This window comes from Pseudomonas sp. LjRoot71 (genome assembly GCF_964253255.1).
Classification (GTDB): Bacteria; Pseudomonadota; Gammaproteobacteria; order Pseudomonadales; family Pseudomonadaceae; genus Aquipseudomonas.
The window spans coordinates 3734525-3749853 of the sequence record NZ_CAXURA020000001.1 but is presented as its reverse complement, the minus strand read 5'-3'; the positions used below and the strand labels follow the sequence as shown (position 1 = coordinate 3749853).

The 15329-nt window shown below is 60.0% G+C and carries 17 protein-coding genes and 1 pseudogene; 13 read left to right on the top strand and 5 right to left on the bottom strand.

Translation table 11 applies throughout. The annotated features are described in order from the left end of the window. Positions 1-20: 20 nt before the first annotated feature. The 6 genes and pseudogenes from ACSQ17_RS17590 to ACSQ17_RS17565 all read left to right on the top strand — a co-directional run. Positions 21-203 (top strand): annotated as a pseudogene (locus tag ACSQ17_RS17590) (DNA translocase FtsK); the annotation flags it as partial. Then, positions 200-442: a hypothetical protein gene (locus ACSQ17_RS17585; protein WP_436069881.1), complete on the top strand. Its 243-nt coding sequence runs from the start codon at positions 200-202 to the stop codon at positions 440-442. The pseudogene ACSQ17_RS17590 and the gene ACSQ17_RS17585, both read left to right, overlap by 4 nt. After that, positions 439-3066 (top strand): DNA methyltransferase, encoded by a 2628-nt coding sequence (locus tag ACSQ17_RS17580; RefSeq protein WP_436069880.1) that lies wholly within the window; start codon positions 439-441, stop codon positions 3064-3066. Before ACSQ17_RS17585 ends, ACSQ17_RS17580 begins: the two co-directional genes overlap by 4 nt. Continuing rightward, on the top strand, positions 3063-4703 hold the full coding sequence (locus ACSQ17_RS17575; RefSeq protein ID WP_436069879.1) for a DNA cytosine methyltransferase: 1641 nt from the start codon (positions 3063-3065) through the stop codon (positions 4701-4703). Before ACSQ17_RS17580 ends, ACSQ17_RS17575 begins: the two co-directional genes overlap by 4 nt. Then, a complete protein-coding gene (locus ACSQ17_RS17570; protein ID WP_436069878.1) occupies positions 4700-5155 on the top strand; it encodes a hypothetical protein in 456 nt (151 codons plus the stop codon). The genes ACSQ17_RS17575 and ACSQ17_RS17570 overlap by 4 nt, the downstream gene beginning before the upstream one ends. After that, on the top strand, positions 5152-5598 hold the full coding sequence (locus ACSQ17_RS17565) for a hypothetical protein (RefSeq protein ID WP_436069877.1): 447 nt from the start codon (positions 5152-5154) through the stop codon (positions 5596-5598). The genes ACSQ17_RS17570 and ACSQ17_RS17565 overlap by 4 nt, the downstream gene beginning before the upstream one ends. Positions 5599-5621: 23 nt before the next feature. On the opposite strand, the gene ACSQ17_RS17560 is transcribed toward ACSQ17_RS17565, so the two are convergent. Further along, positions 5622-5855, bottom strand: coding sequence for a hypothetical protein (locus tag ACSQ17_RS17560; RefSeq protein WP_436069876.1), 234 nt, complete (start codon positions 5853-5855; stop codon positions 5622-5624). Between the two features lie 185 nt (positions 5856-6040). On the opposite strand from ACSQ17_RS17560, the gene ACSQ17_RS17555 reads away from it, so the two are divergent. The 6 genes from ACSQ17_RS17555 to ACSQ17_RS17530 all read left to right on the top strand — a co-directional run bounded on the left by ACSQ17_RS17555 (position 6041) and on the right by ACSQ17_RS17530 (position 9641). Next, positions 6041-6223 (top strand): hypothetical protein, encoded by a 183-nt coding sequence (locus ACSQ17_RS17555; protein ID WP_436069875.1) that lies wholly within the window; start codon positions 6041-6043, stop codon positions 6221-6223. A gap of 83 nt (positions 6224-6306) precedes the next feature. Further along, positions 6307-7671, top strand: coding sequence for a hypothetical protein (locus ACSQ17_RS17550; protein ID WP_436069874.1), 1365 nt, complete (start codon positions 6307-6309; stop codon positions 7669-7671). Continuing rightward, the gene (locus ACSQ17_RS17545; RefSeq protein WP_436069873.1) at positions 7668-8234 is read left to right on the top strand and encodes a hypothetical protein; all 567 of its coding nucleotides are present in this window, start codon (positions 7668-7670) and stop codon (positions 8232-8234) included. The genes ACSQ17_RS17550 and ACSQ17_RS17545 overlap by 4 nt, the downstream gene beginning before the upstream one ends. Continuing rightward, the gene (locus ACSQ17_RS17540) at positions 8231-8614 is read left to right on the top strand and encodes an ASCH domain-containing protein (RefSeq protein ID WP_436069872.1); all 384 of its coding nucleotides are present in this window, start codon (positions 8231-8233) and stop codon (positions 8612-8614) included. The genes ACSQ17_RS17545 and ACSQ17_RS17540 overlap by 4 nt, the downstream gene beginning before the upstream one ends. Further along, entirely contained in the window at positions 8611-8976 is a 366-nt protein-coding gene (locus ACSQ17_RS17535; RefSeq protein ID WP_436069871.1) for a hypothetical protein, read from the top strand. Before ACSQ17_RS17540 ends, ACSQ17_RS17535 begins: the two co-directional genes overlap by 4 nt. Further along, on the top strand, positions 8973-9641 hold the full coding sequence (locus tag ACSQ17_RS17530) for a DUF4406 domain-containing protein (RefSeq protein ID WP_436069870.1): 669 nt from the start codon (positions 8973-8975) through the stop codon (positions 9639-9641). The genes ACSQ17_RS17535 and ACSQ17_RS17530 overlap by 4 nt, the downstream gene beginning before the upstream one ends. A gap of 166 nt (positions 9642-9807) precedes the next feature. On the opposite strand, the gene ACSQ17_RS17525 is transcribed toward ACSQ17_RS17530, so the two are convergent. Genes ACSQ17_RS17525 through ACSQ17_RS17515 form a run of 3 tightly spaced genes read right to left on the bottom strand, consistent with a single transcriptional unit; the run spans position 9808 to position 12188 of the window. Next, on the bottom strand, positions 9808-10692 hold the full coding sequence (locus ACSQ17_RS17525) for a chemotaxis protein CheV (RefSeq protein WP_436069869.1): 885 nt from the start codon (positions 10690-10692) through the stop codon (positions 9808-9810). A gap of 39 nt (positions 10693-10731) precedes the next feature. Then, positions 10732-10980 (bottom strand): glutaredoxin family protein, encoded by a 249-nt coding sequence (locus ACSQ17_RS17520; protein ID WP_233684283.1) that lies wholly within the window; start codon positions 10978-10980, stop codon positions 10732-10734. A gap of 50 nt (positions 10981-11030) precedes the next feature. After that, positions 11031-12188 (bottom strand): DUF5610 domain-containing protein, encoded by a 1158-nt coding sequence (locus ACSQ17_RS17515; protein ID WP_436069868.1) that lies wholly within the window; start codon positions 12186-12188, stop codon positions 11031-11033. Positions 12189-12448: 260 nt separating this feature from the next. On the opposite strand from ACSQ17_RS17515, the gene ACSQ17_RS17510 reads away from it, so the two are divergent. Beyond that, positions 12449-13714, top strand: a complete 1266-nt coding sequence (locus tag ACSQ17_RS17510) for an OprD family porin (RefSeq protein ID WP_436069867.1) — start codon at positions 12449-12451, stop codon at positions 13712-13714. Between the two features lie 71 nt (positions 13715-13785). Here ACSQ17_RS17510 and ACSQ17_RS17505 read toward each other — a convergent pair whose 3' ends face one another. Then, on the bottom strand, positions 13786-14994 hold the full coding sequence (locus ACSQ17_RS17505; protein WP_436069866.1) for an ammonium transporter: 1209 nt from the start codon (positions 14992-14994) through the stop codon (positions 13786-13788). Positions 14995-15329: the final 335 nt, after the last annotated feature.

The following is a 15329-nucleotide window of genomic DNA, read 5'->3' as shown; positions in this document are numbered from 1 at the left end:
AGAGCCATGCTGACGACGACAGCGACCCGCTCTATGCCGATGCCGTTGCCTTCGTCCAGGCATCGCGTCGCGCCAGCATCAGCGCCGTCCAACGCAAGCTGAAGATCGGCTACAACCGCGCCGCCCGCCTGATCGAAGCCATGCAAATGGCCGGCATTGTCACCGCAATGAATAGCAACGGCTCGCGTGAGGTGATCAATTGACCACCCACCACTGCGCCATCGATATCGGCAACGGCATCATCCGCCACGCCCGCGCACCAAGAAACCTGGACAGCATGCTGAAGGACGCGGCCACCGGCCGCAGTCTGTCAGGCGAGGAAGTGCTGCAGCGTGCCTTTGAGCTGTCAGCCAAGGGTTTCGAGGTCATGCCCATCGGCTGCGACAACTTCGACGCCAAGGGCTATTGCCTGGGCCACCAGCAGGAGGCGGCCCAGCAATGACTGCCTATCACGACTTCCTGCGCAAAAAGGTGCGCCTCGCTGAGCCGCAAGGCTTCGAAGTGGACCCGTCCGTCTTCAATCCGATGCTCAAGCCACACCAGCGCGCCATAGCCACCTGGTTGGTGCGCCAGGGCCGGGCGGCCTGCTTTGCCGCCTTTGGCCTGGGCAAGTCGTTTATGCAGCTGGAAGTGGTACGGGTCACCCGTGATCTGTGCGGGGGCTATGCCCTGATCACCATCCCGCTCGGCGTGCGCCAGGAGTTTTACGCGGACGCCGCCAAGCTGGGCATCAAGGTGAAGTTCATCCGCCGTTTCGAAGAGGTCGAGGACGAGCAGACCATCTACCTCACCAACTACGAGACGGTGCGCGACGGCAAGCTAGATCCTCGCCTGTTCAGCGTGGCCAGCCTCGATGAGGCCAGCTGCCTGCGTGGTTTCGGTGGTTCGAAGACCTTCCGCGAGTTCATGGCGCTGTTTGCTGGTGATGATCGCTCCAACGGCATCAAGGGTGAAGGCGTCCGGTACCGGTACGTGGCCACTGCCACACCAAGCCCGAATGAATACATCGAACTGCTCGCCTACGCCGCATTCCTGGGCGTGATGGATGTTGGCCAAGCTAAAACCCGCTTCTTCAAGCGCAACAGCGAGAAGGCCGACCAGCTCACCATCCACCCGCACAAAGAAGCCGAGTTCTGGATGTGGGTATCGTCCTGGGCGATCTTCGTGCAGCGCCCAAGCGACCTGGGTTTCAGTGACGAAGGCTACGAACTGCCCGCGCTCGACATTCGCTGGCATGAGGTGCCGTCCGATCACTCCCACGCCGGCAATGAGCGCAATGGCCAGGGCCGCCTGCTGCGTAACACCGCCATTGGCGTGCAAGACGCTGCAGCGGAGAAGCGCGAGAGCCTGTCCGCCCGTATCACCAAGCTGATGGAGATTCGCGCAGAAGATCCAGACGCCCACCGCATCATCTGGCACGACCTCGAAGCCGAGCGCCACGCGATCGAGGCCGCCATTCCAACCGCCATCAGCGTGTACGGCAGCCAGGATCTGGATGAGCGCGAGCGCGCCATTGTCCAGTTCAGCGACGGTGAATTTCAGGAACTGGCCGCCAAGCCAGTGATCGCCGGCAGCGGCTGCAACTTCCAGCGCCACTGCGCCTGGGCCGTGTACCTCGGCATCGGCTTCAAATTTAACGACTTCATCCAGTCCGTTCACCGCATCCAGCGCTTCCTGCAAACCAGGCCGGTTCGCATCGACCTGATTTACACCGAGGCCGAGCGCGACATTCGCCGCCAGCTGGAACGCAAGTGGGCACAGCACAACACCATGGTGCAGAAAATGACCGAAATCATTAAGCAGTACGGCCTCTCTACCGCTGCCATGGCGCAGACCCTCACCCGCTCGCTGGGCGTTGAGCGCGTAGAAATCACCGGCAAGAACTACCGCATCGTCAATAACGATTGCGTAGAAGAAGCCCGCCGCCTGCCAGACAACAGCATCCACCTGACGGTTACCAGCATCCCCTTCAGCACGCAGTACGAGTACTCGCCGAACTACGCCGACTTCGGCCACACCGACGACAACGACCATTTCTTTCAGCAGATGGACTACCTGACCCCAGAGCTGCTGCGGGCAACCATCCCCGGGCGCCTGGCCTGCATCCACGTCAAAGACCGCATCGTCCCGGGCGGCATGACCGGCCTCGGCTTCCAGACCGTTTACCCCTTCCACATGCAGGTAGTCGCCCACTTCATCAAGCACGGCTGGGGCTACATGGGCATGAAAACCATCGTCACCGACGTGGTGCGCGAGAACGCCCAGACCTACCGCCTCAGCTGGACCGAGCAATGTAAGGACGGTACGAAGATGGGCGTCGGCATGCCCGAGTACCTGCTGATCTTCCGCAAGCCACCAACCGACACCAGCAACGCCTACGGCGACGTGCCCGTGGTCAAGGCCAAGCCCCTGTGCATCGACGAAAACGGCCAGATCGTGCCCTTCGCCATGGACAAGAAACTGACCATCACCCGCGACAACGGCTACAGCCGTGCACGCTGGCAGTTCGACGCACACGGTTTCACCCGCAGCAACGGCAACCGCCCGCTGACCGAAGCGGACTTCGAAGGCATCCCGCATGACGTGATGTTCAAGCTCTACCGCGAGTACAGCCTGGCCAACATCTACGACTTCGAGCACCACGTCAGCATCGGCGAAGCCCTGGAAGTATCCGGCAAGCTGCCCACCGGTTTCATGCTGCTGCCGCCACAGTCCTGGCATCCGGACGTGTGGACCGATATCGCCCGCATGCGCACCCTCAATGCCCAGCAGTACAGCAAGGGCCAGGAAATGCACCTCTGCCCCCTGCAGTTCGACATAGTAGACCGGGCCATCGTCCAGTACTCCATGGAAGGCGAAACCGTCTTCGATCCCTTCGGCGGGATCATGACCGTCCCCTACTGCGCGATGAAACTCAAGCGCAAAGCGATCGCCTCCGAACTCAACCCCCGCTATTTCCTCGACGGCGCCGGCTACTGCAAGGCCGCCGACGAAGAACAGAGCATGCCTGGGCTATTCGACCTGCTTGAAGCTGAGCAGGCCGAGCAGCAGGAAGGTGCGGCGTGACCATCACCTACGGTTCCGTTTGCAGCGGCATCGAGGCCGCAACTTGCGCCTGGCACCCGCTGGGCTGGAAAGCGGAATGGTTCGCCGAGATTGAGCCCTTCCCTTCTGCCGTCCTGGCACATCGCTGGCCAAAGGTCACCAATCACGGCGACATGACCAAACTTGCCCAGAAAATTCTATCGCGTCTTATTCCTGCCCCAGCAGTGACTGTTGGGGGTACGCCCTGTCAGGACTTTAGCGTCGCCGGCATGCGCGCAGGACTTGCTGGTGAGCGAGGCGCACTGACCATCAGCTACGTGGAGCTTATAGATGCAATTGACCATGTTCGGACCAGCGACGGAGACCCAGAGTGTGTCGCCGTCTGGGAAAACGTCCCCGGCGTCCTCTCGGACAAAGGCAATGCGTTCGGCTGCTTCCTTGGTGCCCTGGTGGGCGAATCCGATGCGCTCCAGCCTTCAGGGGGAAAATGGACGGACGCTGGTTGTGTGTATGGTCCCAAGCGATCAGCCGCATGGCGGGTGCTGGATGCCCAATATTTCGGCCTGGCCCAACGACGCCGCCGTGTGTTCGTTGTCGCAAGTGCTCGAGCAGGGTTCGATCCCGCTGCGGTACTTTTTGAGCCCGAAGGCGTGCGCCGGGATACTGCGCCGCGCCGAGGCGAGGGGCAAGACATTGCCGGACGCGCTCCATTCGGCCCTGCGCTCCAGTGCGGATGCGGACACATCCACGACCTGAACCTTGGTGCTTGGGGCTGTCCAGATTGCGAAGGTGACGAAGGTCCGAGCGTTGAGGTGATGGCCGGCATACCGGCGTTCGGTGGCGAGAACCAAAGCGGCAGCCTGTTCCAAGCCGGCGCGCTGAATGCCCACGGCCTGCGCAATGACTTCGCATCGGAAACCTTCTGCGTAGCCCCGACAATTGCCGGTGGCGGCCGTAAGCGTGGCGGCTACAGCCACGACGACATACCGCTTACCGCTGGCACGTTGCAGGCAAACGGGAAAGCTGCTGGCAGCGCTACCAATCAAGATGCCGCAGCGGGCCTGCTGGTCGTGCACGGCACCCAAGACCCAGACATTCAAATTGACCAAGCCCATCCGCTTGGCCGGAACCATGGCCAGGAGAATGCGATTTTTGCCATCCAGAACGCTACACGCGGGAAGGATCAAAACGGCCTCGGTATATCCAGCGAAGCGCCGATGTACACACTGGATCAGGCCAGCCAGCACGCTGTATGCGTTACCGGTGAAATAACCCACACACTGAAAGCCGATGGCTTCGATGGCAGCGAGGACGGCACAGGCCGAGGCCAGCCGATTGTCTCGGTCGCCCTGCGTGGCCGGGAAGGCGGCGCAACAGCAGAGCTTGGCGACGATGTAGCCGGCACCCTTCGCGCCAGCACGGGCGGCGGTGATAAGCCCCACGCACTGATCAGCTCAGCAGTCCGCCGATTAACCCCAACCGAGTGCGAGCGCCTCCAGGGCTTCAAGGACGATTACACGCTGATCCCCTGGCGCGGTAAGGCTGAGGATGAATGCCCGGACGGCCCGCGCTACAAGGCGATCGGTAACAGCAAGGCAGTACCGGTTGTTCGCTGGATCGGCCGGCGCATTCAGCGCGAGCTGGAGCGTGCCGTATGAAAAAGCGCAAACCCAACAACAGCCGCGCACGCCTTGAGCGAACCATGCGCGGCCTGCTGCGCCAGAACAAAGCCTGCATCGTCGACGCCAGCGTTTCAGAGGTTCAGGTGATGCTCAACTACGGCAACCTGGGCCAGATCATTAGCCGCCAGGTGGCCAATGCCCTTTGCGACATAGCACACCACTGGACGATCTACCTGTCAGCAATCTGCCAGGACGGCGAGAAGCGCTGGGCGAAGTCGATTGAGTACGAGCTGAGCGGGATACACGTAATCACTCGCATGCCGGACCTGTTCGAGCAGCCAATCAAAGACCTGATCGCGTCGTGCAACCAGAAGCACGTCATCGGCCATGCATGGATAGCCATTCCCGACAGCGTGTCACTCGACGAAGAACATGCCCATCGCATCTATGAGCGCGTAGGTGCTTGGGCTGCGCGGGAGGTTGCATGAGCCGGCGCAACCAATTCGACCCAGAAAACAACATGGCAGCCCGCGCCCGTGCCGCTGGTATCTCACCCAACACCGTGCGCGCTCGCGTGCGGTCGGGCATGACGGTCGATCAGGCCATCGGCATGGCACGTTGCCGCCAGGCACCGCGCGCCACCCTCGACGTGGCCATCAAACACCGCATCAACCAGCACACCTTGCAGACCAGGCTTGGCAACGGGATGACGCTCGAAGAAGCGCTATCCACACCGGTCGACGAATCACGGTCGCGCAAGGTGTCTCGCGCTCAGGTAATCGAAGATGAATGGGGCAAGCCACCGATCGAGGTGGTTCGCGAACTGCTGGCCGAGAACAAAAGCCAACGCACCATCGCCCTCATCCTTGGTGCCTGCCTGAACTGGACGCGCGACCTCATCAAGCAAATTGAACAGGCAGCGAAACCATGAGCCGAATAGCTGCCTTATTCGGCTCAGTCCCACAGCCCAAGCTGGGAGTGGATCATGGGGCGCTGCTCGCCGGCTGCGCGCTCAGCCTGCAACCAGTCTCGGGCGCGCCGGATGTTGAACACAAACACGTTGGCTCTCATTTCAGCAAGCGCCGACCCGCTGACGCTGTAAGGCCCACACGCATCGCAGTCCACCAGGTCCGCGTCCCGGCCCGACTCAACCTTTTCAGCCTGTTCGTTGCAGATGTAGCACTTCATACACAGCCCCTTTTTCCATGGCGATCTGCCAGCCAGAGAACCTACCCGATAACCCTCGCCCACACCACCGGGCCGGCCTTGCTCATGAATACCCCGACCTACTGCAAATCAACCGGCCGGCGCATCGGCGTGTGCGCTTGCCCGAAATGTGTGCCCGTGCCGCCACCACCAAAGGAGCCTCAGCCATGAAAGCTCACACCCTCGATAAGACGATTTTGGAACTGGTCAAGTGCCTACGCGCCGCCCACGCGCTGCGCAAGGTACTGAAAAAGGAACCGAAGAAACGCCACCCGTGCCAGTCCGGCCACCTGCGGCGTGCATCCATGGACCTGACCCGAAAGCTCGCCGACTTGCGGCAGAACCGTTAGCACCACCAGCCCGGCCACTCCCTGCCTGATGCTCGGCCGGGCCGGCAGAGCAAAACCAGTATCCCACACCATAGAGGTGCGTCATGAGTGAAGAAATGCAACCGATCGACCCGATAACCGCCGCCATGCTCATGGGGCAAGTACCAGAGCCGTGCGAGCCCATCACCGAAATATCGCACAAGGTGCTGACCCGCCTTATGGATGTGGTCGAGTTCGGCGACCAGCTTGAGCGCGTCGAGAAAGACCGCCTGCTCGCCCACCTGAAAGAAGTACTGGCTGCAGATCAGCCACAACTCTGGGTAATGCACAGCCCAGGCCCTGGTGAAGTTCACCCGGTGATATCCAAAGAGGAAGCTGAGCGCCAGCAATCCGAGCTGCTCGCCCTGTGCAAAAAGCAATTCCCCGAGATATCCATCACCGTCAACGTGATCCCCTCGCCGTTCTCACCGCTCGAGCATTTCGAAATCCTCGCAGGCGAACTGAGCGAGCAAGTGAAGCACCTGAAGGACTATGTGAAGGGGCTGGAGGGTGCAGCTAAAGCGCTGGCAACCGACGCAACCCTCGACAAATTCCGCGCCAGCGGCCTGAGCATCGACGGCGACAACGCATACAAGCGCGACCTGCTGGATGCAGTAGTAGGTGCCATGATGCTCGGCAGGCATAACACCACCCCGCCACCAGCCGAGCACTGGGCGCAGCGCTTCTGGGATATCGGCCGGGAATATGCAGAACTGCCTGGCGCAATCGTCCTCCCGATGCCAGTTATGCCAGAGCAGCCCGAGGATGCTATCGACGATAGCTGGATGGATGGCTACAACGCCGCCCTGCGCATGCGTGAAGAGTGCCAGCGTGCCATCGATGCCGCCGGCACCGCCTCAAGTATCGCCATGCCCGCCGGGCTGCATCCCGACACCCAGGATCTGGTCACTCGCTTCGCCACCGCCCTGGCCGTGAAGCTCCACGCCGCCGAACTGAAGCACGGCTATTCAGACGGCTGGAAAGAACCGCACTGGATGGATGAGTGCCGCCAGAAACTGCTCGAGCACTTGGCCAAGGGTGACCCGCGCGACGTGGCCGCCTACTGCGCTTTCCTTTGGCACCACTGCCAGAGTACTTCGCCTTCCCCTTCAGCAGAGCGCTGGACGTACGTTAGCGATGGCCTGCCAGAAGCACCACTGTTTGACTCGCTGGAAGTGATTGTCGCTGTACAGCGCGCTCATAACGGGAAGGTGTATGTCTTCACCACCGACTACCTGAACCGCTACCCCATTATCAGGATGGATCAAACCGTTCAGGACGATGACAACGCCAGCGATGAAATCACCGGTTGGTACTACCTGAGCGACGACGAAGAAACCTGGCACCGAACCCTGGCCGACGGCGATCAAGTGATTGCCTGGCAGTTGAAGCCGGCAGCCCCAGAAGTTCCTGAGCAGGTGCAGCCATGAGCATCGTCGACGACGTTATGACCGACAAAATCACCCTGCACGGCCTTGGCTTTGTGCAGGTGCAATTGCCAGCCGATCAGCGCCTGCACGTCTGGCACCCCGAACTGCCGCGCCGCCATTGCTTCGAAAGCTCGGCAATTCACGACCACCGCTTCAACTTCGAATCGCGCGTGCTGGTAGGCGAACAGGTGAATATTCGCTACGCCATGGAGTTGGATGACGAAGGTGAATACATGCTGTACCTGCATGAAGGCCCACGCACCGCCTGCGGTGGCCGCCCATGGGTTCCTGATGGGCGAGCGAGCATGACCGAGCTGCAGCGTGAAGTGATCCCTGCCGGCCAGACCTACTTTAGCCAAGCATACCGTTACCACCGCACTGAGCCTGGTGGTGATGGTCGCGTGGCCACGATTATGACCAAGCGCGGGGAAGGTAAGCGCGGCGCGCACTCTTCCTGCCTGTTCGGCGTGAAACCTGACGATCAGTTCGACCGCTACCAATGGTCGCCATCCCAACTGTGGGAAATCGTCAGCGATGTTCTGGTAGGGAGCAAGCAGCCATGAAAACCCTGAGCATTCGCCAGCCCTGGGCCTGGCTGATCATCCATGGTGGCAAGGATATCGAGAACCGAACCTGGCACACCAAGCATCGTGGGCGCTTTCTGGTGCATGCCTCGCAGGGTATGACCAGGCGCGAGTACGAAGAAGCCTATGACATTGCCATGGTAGCTAACCCTGAGCTGCTAATACCGACCCTCGATTCGTTGCAACGCGGCGGAATCATCGGCTCAGTTGAGCTGGTCGATTCCGTCGATCACAGCGACTCGCCCTGGTACATGGGCGAAAAGGGCTTTGTGCTGCGCGACCCTAAGCCGCTGCAATTCATGCGACTCAAGGGCCGGCTTGGGTTCTTCGATGTTGACTGCCTGGAGCATCGTCCATGAAGGCCCGCATCGAGAAGAAGCTAAGCAAGCGCCTGGCGCAGATCGCCCCGAGCCTTTTCCCCGGCGCATGGATCGACAAGGACGAACCAAGCGTACTGGCCTACGAACAGGGTTCGCGGGTCAGTCACGTCCTCAGTGTAGGCGGCGGCGTGGACTACTGGGGCGAAGGCTGCGACGCCTACACCGTTTGGGCGGCGTGGCAGATGAACTGGATGTGGCATGGCCCGTGGGGTTCATTCCCAGCAGGCCATAAGCATGAGTTCTACCCGAATACCGAAGGCTTCAAGCGCACCACCATCAACCTGCTGAAGCTGGCTGCTGCCGCTGAAGCCAAAGAAAGCAAAGCGAAGGTGAAGCCATGACCGCACGCAAACGCAACAACGGCGGCCTGTACGAATGGGCCAACACCTGCGACCAGTGCTTAAAGCCGCGCAGCACCGGCAATCACGCCAAGTGCTCGAAGCTTCGCCAGGCTGCAAACCAGCGGGTTACCCAGCAAATCAGCCCAGCCGCCAATCACATGCCCTCAAAGAGACTCACATTAAATCCGCGCCCGATGGTGCGGCTGTACCTCAGTGGCCCGATGACAGGTTTACCCGGCTTCAACTACCCGGCCTTCAACGCCGAGGCCGCCCGTCTCCGAGCGCTCGGGTACCACGTCGAAAACCCAGCAGAGAACCCACCCCAGGACAGCTGGGAGGCCTACATGGATGTATGCATCCCCCAGCTGCTGACCTGCGACACCATCGCCCTACTGCCGGGCTGGTCGGAATCACGCGGCGCCCTACGTGAGCGTTACGTCGCCAGCCAAAACGGCATGACCATCACTGCAGCGGCGCGCATCTGCGCCAGGAGTGCCTATCATGGGAGAAGCAACCACCCCTCAACCGAAGGACGATGCACTGGCCAGGGCAGTGGAACTGCTGAACGAAGCTCGCCGGTATGTCGGTCAATCCAACAGCGTGCGCGCTATGGATCTGAGCAAAGAGATGCTAGCGTTCACAGCCCAGTACCGGCAGGCGGTTGAGGACAAATAAACTAATTGGTATGCCGATTGGTATGCCAGATTTATACGAAAACCGTAAAGACCAATAATATCAGCACCTTACCCGATTAGTTCTAACCCTGTCTCTGACCAGATCCCATAAAAAAGCCCGCTTGATAGCGGGCTTTTTTATGGGCGAAAGAAAAGCCTACTGCAAGCTTTCGAACGCACGCACCAGGGCTTTGCTGAGGTCGACGGTAGAGAACTTGGTCAGCACGTCATTAGCACCCACCGCATTGGCTTTCTCGGTGTTCATGGTGCTGTCGAGTGAGGTGTGCAAAAGCACATAGATATCACCGATATCGGGCTTTTTGCGCAACGTGCGAACTAGGTCGTAGCCATCCATTTCTGGCATCTCGATATCCGACACCAGCACCTCGATTGGTTGGCCCGCCGCATATTGTGCCTGCAACAACTCCAGCGCAGCCGCCGCACTGCGCACCATCTGGCAGTCCAGCTCAAGCTTGCGCAAGGTAATCATGGTCTGTTGCAACGCCACCTGGGAATCATCCACCACCAGTACCCGACGCCCTCTGAGCAGTACGCGCTCGTGATCGGAGAGCAATTGTTCGTCGATGTCTTCAACCAGTGCTGGAGCCAACTCGTGGAGCACTTTCTCGATATCGAGAATCTGCACGATCTTGCCGTCGATCTGTGTCACCCCGGTGATAAAGGCCGTGCGACCAGAGCCGGCCGGTGGCGGGCGAACGTCACGGGTGTAGCACTGCACGATACGCTCGACGCTCTGCACATGCAGGCCCTGACGCGAGCGGCTGAGTTCGGTAACAATCAGGCAGCCGTCGTGGTTGCCGGGAACGCCCTGCTCGCCAATCGCCTTGCCCAGATCAATCACCGTCAGTGCAGAGCCGCGCAGAGTTGCCACACCGCGTACATGGGGATGCCGGCTGGGCAATTTGGTCAGCGTTGGGCAGGGAATGATTTCCTGCACTTTAAGCAGGTTGATGCCCAATAGGCGGCCGCTGTGCAGACGAAACAGCAGTAGTGACAAGGCGTCACCCAGCACCATGCTCATGCGTATGTTCCCTGTAGAAGTGCCATCCCCGCCCACCCGTCAAGCATGGGTATCACGCAAGAATTCGACGATATGCTCGGCCTCGAACGGCCAGTTCAACTCAGCGCCGGTGTCAACACGGCGCAACACGGGGATGCGCAGGCCGTAGTCTTCGACCCAGTGTTCCTGTTCGGCGATATCGATCAGCTCAACCAGCAGGCCATGCTCGACAAAGGGCATCAGCAACGCTTCTGCCACCTCACACAGGTGGCAGCCGAGCGTACCGAATAACTGACATTCCGGGAGCATCTGCGTACCTCCACTGACGACTGAAGGTGCAGTTTAGCATTGCCCCTGGCTTACACGTCTGCTGACTTACTGCTGTCTAGCGCGGGGTTGAGCAGGCTTTGCAGGCCGTCGAGCAAACGGTTATTGAGCTGCTCGGCCTTATCCAGGCGCGCACTGTCGAAACGCTCATCCAGCGAGAACCCGCCCTTGAGCAGATCCAGCAAGTTGCCCTTGGCGCTGCCTTCTTCGGCCACCTGATTGGCGCTGCGCAAAGCATCAAGCAGTCCCTGGGCATAGTCGATCAACGAGCTGTTCACCGCACTGGCCGCCTGACCGCCATCCTGGGCAACGGCGCTGTAGGCATCAGTGGCCTGGCGTACGGTGGTCTGGGTCAGGCGTAGAGACATTGACGCCAGCTGTTCACCATCCATTTCCAGGGCCATGGCGCGATCAAAAGCACCAGACAGATCACCGGCATAGAACTTGTTGGAGAGGTCTTGCACCTGGCCGAAGAGTTTCTCCAGCGCGCCGCGCTCCTCATCATCCAGTTCACCTTCGACACTGACCTGCCAGGCGCCGATCTGCAGGCTACCAGACTGACTGCTGGCCACCAGCGAACTGGTCTTGCCGTCACTGCTGGCGGCTGCCCCGCTCTGCGACCAGTTGGCCGAAGCCTGGGCGATGGAAATGCGCAGGCGATCACCATCACGGGTGGTCACTTGCATCTCGAAGGTTTCCGCCTTGGCGGCGAAACGCTCGCTGTAGGCAGCCACAGCAACGTTGCCGGTACTGGCTGGCGTGCTCGGATTGAAGCGTTTATCCAGAGCACTGAAGCCGTCCTGGATTTTCTGGTAGGTGTCGTCAATATCGCTCGCCACCTTGCCTTGCAGCACACCCATACCGTCAAGAATCTTGCGGGCTTCGGCAAAGCCCTTTTCCACACCACTGCGCGCCTGTTCCAGCAAGCCTTGCAACTTGCTCGGGTCCGCGCCCGCCGCTTGCTCACTCTGCAGGCGCTGCTCGATAAAGCCAAGAATCCGTCCGGCGACCTTCTCCGGGGTGTAGTCATTGGCTTTACCCGCCAGGGCGCCGGGCTCAAGGCCAAGGCGCTCAGCCAGACGATTGGCCAAAGTGGCCTGTGCATCGGCAGCCGGATTGCGGACGGACGGCTGGGCAATGGCCGCAGCAGAACGCGATGGGGAGGATGAAAGTGAGGGCAGCGGATTCATGGCAAAGTACCTGGGCGGTGTATCTGACTGGTTGGCGGCTGCCAAGGGAGAAACTTTAGCGCGCGTACCCGGCTAACCGATCAACGGCACAGTTGCCTGTTAGAGGGGTTTACTCGCGCGCCGTGCGCGGCTCGCCCTGCGATATCGACGCGCGGGGCGACCAAAGTCTAAAGGCCACAGGCTGTCACCCCATGTTTTATTGCGCCTCGCTGTAACAGATCGGCCACAAGCCGACCCGCACACACGAGGAACTAACAATAATGACTCAATCTCCCCTCGCCCGCGCTGTGGCCTTCGCCGCACTGGGTACCTGCCTCACCCTGCCATCGCTGGCACAAGCCGAATTTATCAAGGACAGCAAAGCCACCGTCGAGGCGCGTAACTTCTACTTCAACCGTGATTTCCGCCAGGCTGGCGCGGCCCAACATAAGCAAGAAGAGTGGGCGCAGGGCTTTATCCTGCGCGCAGATTCGGGTTACACCGAAGGCACCGTAGGCTTCGGTCTCGACGCAATCGGCATGTTCGGCTTCAAGCTGGACTCCGGTGACGGTACTGCCGGCAGCGGCCTGCTGGTTCCGGATCGTTCGTCCGGTGGCTCGCAGGACAACTATTCCGGCCTGGCTGTCGCAGCCAAGGCCAAAATTTCCAAAAGCACCCTGCGTGTCGGCGGTATGCAGTTCAAGAACCAGGCAATTGCGTCCAGCGACGCCCGCCTGCTGCCACAGATATTCCAGGGCGGCCATCTGCTGTCCCAGGAAATCGATGGCCTTACCCTGGACATGGGCCATGTCCGTGAGGTGAACAACCGCAACTCCAATGACTATGAAGACATCGCCCTGACCACCGGTGGCCGTCGCGGCATCACCACGACTGGCGGCGTGACCACTGACTCGTTCAGCTTCTTCGGCGGCAGCTACAAACTCACGCCGGATCTCACTGCGGGTTACTACCTCTCCAGGCTGGAGGACATGTACAAGCAGAACTCCTTCAACCTGGTGCATGTCCTGCCACTGGGCGACAAACAAACCCTGAAAACCGACCTGCGCTATGCCCGCTCAACCGATGAAAGCCGCAGCAACATTGATAACAAGGCGCTTGGCGCGATGGTCACCTACGGCATTGAAGGTCATAGCTTCGGCCTGGGTTACCAGAAGATGAGCGGTGACACCGGCTTTGCCTATATCAACGGCACCGATCCGTTCCTGCTCAACTACGTACAAATCAGCGATTTTGCCAACAAGGATGAAAAGTCCTGGCAGGCGCGTTATGACTTCAACTTCGCCAGCGTCGGTATTCCGGGCCTGACGTTTATGACCCGTTACCTGACAGGTGACAACGTCGAACTGGGCGCCAACCGCTCGGAAGGCAAAGAGTGGGAGCGCAACACCGAGCTGATGTACGTGTTCCAGGAAGGTGCTCTGAAAAACCTGGGCGTGCGCTGGCGTAATGCAACAGTGCGTTCGAACTTCGCCAACGATATCGACGAGAACCGCCTGATCGTCAGCTACACCCTGCCGCTGTTCTAAGCCTCACGGTTTAAGCGGTAGCAATAAAAAGGCCCGGATACGCTCCGGGCCTTTTGCTTGATGCTTATTGATCAATCCTGGCTGATGGCGCCAATCTTGTGCACCGAGAGGTCAGCACCGTAGTACTCCTGCTCCTGGCTCAGGCGAATGCCAACGGTCGCTTTCAGCACACCGTACACCAGCACGCCGCCAATCAAGGCCACCACCACGCCGAGCGCGGTGCCGATAAACTGGCTGGCCAGGCTTACACCGCCCAGGCCGCCCAAAACCTCTTGGCCGAAGATGCCGCAGGCAATCCCGCCCCACACACCGCACAGACCGTGCAACGGCCATACGCCCAGCACGTCGTCGATCTTCCATTTCACCTGGGTTGCAGTGAACGCCCAGACGAACAGCGCACCGGCAATCGCGCCGGTAATCAGCGCGCCAACCGGGTGCATCAGATCGGAACCGGCACACACCGCCACCAGGCCAGCCAGCGGGCCGTTGTGCAGAAAGCCTGGGTCATTACGACCTACAAGCAAGGCCGCTACCGTACCGCCGACCATCGCCATCAGGGTATTGACCGCCACCAGACCACTGACGCTGCCCAGGGTCTGAGCACTCATCACGTTGAAGCCGAACCAGCCGATGATCAGGATCCACGAGCCCAGCGCCAGAAACGGAATATTCGACGGTGCAAAAGCCACCAGACGGCCGTCACGGTAACGCCCATCCCGACGCCCCAGCAGAATCACCGCGCCAAAGGCCAGCCAGCCGCCCATGGCGTGCACCACCACGGAACCGGCAAAGTCATGAAAGGTGGCACCGAACTGCGCCTCCAGCCAGGCCTGCACACCGTAGTTGCCGTTCCAGATCATGCCCTCGAAGAACGGGTAGACGAAGGCCACGATCAGCACCGTGGCACACAGTTGCGGGCCGAATTTGGCGCGCTCGGCGATACCACCGGAAATGATCGCCGGAATGGCCGCAGCAAAGGTCAGCAGGAAGAAGAACTTCACCAGGGCATAACCATTGCCCTCGGTCAGCACACTGGCCGGTGCCAGGAAGTTCACACCGTATGAGATCCAGTAGCCGACAAAGAAATAGGCCAGAGCCGATACGGCGAAATCGGAAATGATTTTCGACAAGGCGTTGACCTGGTTCTTCTGCCGTACGGTGCCCACTTCGAGAAAGGCAAAGCCGGCGTGCATGGCCAGCACCATTACCGCACCAAGCAGAATAAACAGGGTATTGGAGCCGTGAATCAGGGTTTCCACAGCACTGTTGATGTTATCCATCTACGAAGAAAACTCCGTCGCGGGAAAAAGCACCAAAGCGGATCACACAGCGGAAATTACGCACCATATGGCAGCAATTTCCGTATCCCGCTTAACCGACCCCAACCCCTCACAGCACCAACACGGTGCCGTTCAAACCTGTTATCGAAGTACTTAATCCATAGTTATTAATGAGTTATTGCTGCACCACAGCTTCCTGGCCAGATTTCCAGAAGCCCCATAACGGAGCGCATCATCAAGGGCGCGCACCAGCACAATGCAAGCGCTGTACCAGCCCTTGCCACGCAGGCAGCACGGCAATTGGTAGAAAAAAGGAACCACTGCTCCCCGGGGTA

What these genes read in the sequence shown, in the direction of transcription:
- ACSQ17_RS17580 (WP_436069880.1), top strand. Translation starts at nt 439, where the DNA reads ATGACTGCCTATCACGACTTCCTGCGCAAAAAGGTGCGCCTCGCTGAG.
- ACSQ17_RS17570 (WP_436069878.1), top strand. Translation starts at nt 4,700, where the DNA reads ATGAAAAAGCGCAAACCCAACAACAGCCGCGCACGCCTTGAGCGAACC.
- ACSQ17_RS17565 (WP_436069877.1), top strand. Translation starts at nt 5,152, where the DNA reads ATGAGCCGGCGCAACCAATTCGACCCAGAAAACAACATGGCAGCCCGC.
- ACSQ17_RS17560 (WP_436069876.1), bottom strand. Translation starts at nt 5,855, where the DNA reads ATGAAGTGCTACATCTGCAACGAACAGGCTGAAAAGGTTGAGTCGGGC.
- ACSQ17_RS17555 (WP_436069875.1), top strand. Translation starts at nt 6,041, where the DNA reads ATGAAAGCTCACACCCTCGATAAGACGATTTTGGAACTGGTCAAGTGC.
- ACSQ17_RS17550 (WP_436069874.1), top strand. Translation starts at nt 6,307, where the DNA reads ATGAGTGAAGAAATGCAACCGATCGACCCGATAACCGCCGCCATGCTC.
- ACSQ17_RS17545 (WP_436069873.1), top strand. Translation starts at nt 7,668, where the DNA reads ATGAGCATCGTCGACGACGTTATGACCGACAAAATCACCCTGCACGGC.
- ACSQ17_RS17540 (WP_436069872.1), top strand. Translation starts at nt 8,231, where the DNA reads ATGAAAACCCTGAGCATTCGCCAGCCCTGGGCCTGGCTGATCATCCAT.
- ACSQ17_RS17535 (WP_436069871.1), top strand. Translation starts at nt 8,611, where the DNA reads ATGAAGGCCCGCATCGAGAAGAAGCTAAGCAAGCGCCTGGCGCAGATC.
- ACSQ17_RS17530 (WP_436069870.1), top strand. Translation starts at nt 8,973, where the DNA reads ATGACCGCACGCAAACGCAACAACGGCGGCCTGTACGAATGGGCCAAC.
- ACSQ17_RS17525 (WP_436069869.1), bottom strand. Translation starts at nt 10,692, where the DNA reads ATGAGCATGGTGCTGGGTGACGCCTTGTCACTACTGCTGTTTCGTCTG.
- ACSQ17_RS17520 (WP_233684283.1), bottom strand. Translation starts at nt 10,980, where the DNA reads ATGCTCCCGGAATGTCAGTTATTCGGTACGCTCGGCTGCCACCTGTGT.
- ACSQ17_RS17515 (WP_436069868.1), bottom strand. Translation starts at nt 12,188, where the DNA reads ATGAATCCGCTGCCCTCACTTTCATCCTCCCCATCGCGTTCTGCTGCG.
- ACSQ17_RS17510 (WP_436069867.1), top strand. Translation starts at nt 12,449, where the DNA reads ATGACTCAATCTCCCCTCGCCCGCGCTGTGGCCTTCGCCGCACTGGGT.
- ACSQ17_RS17505 (WP_436069866.1), bottom strand. Translation starts at nt 14,994, where the DNA reads ATGGATAACATCAACAGTGCTGTGGAAACCCTGATTCACGGCTCCAAT.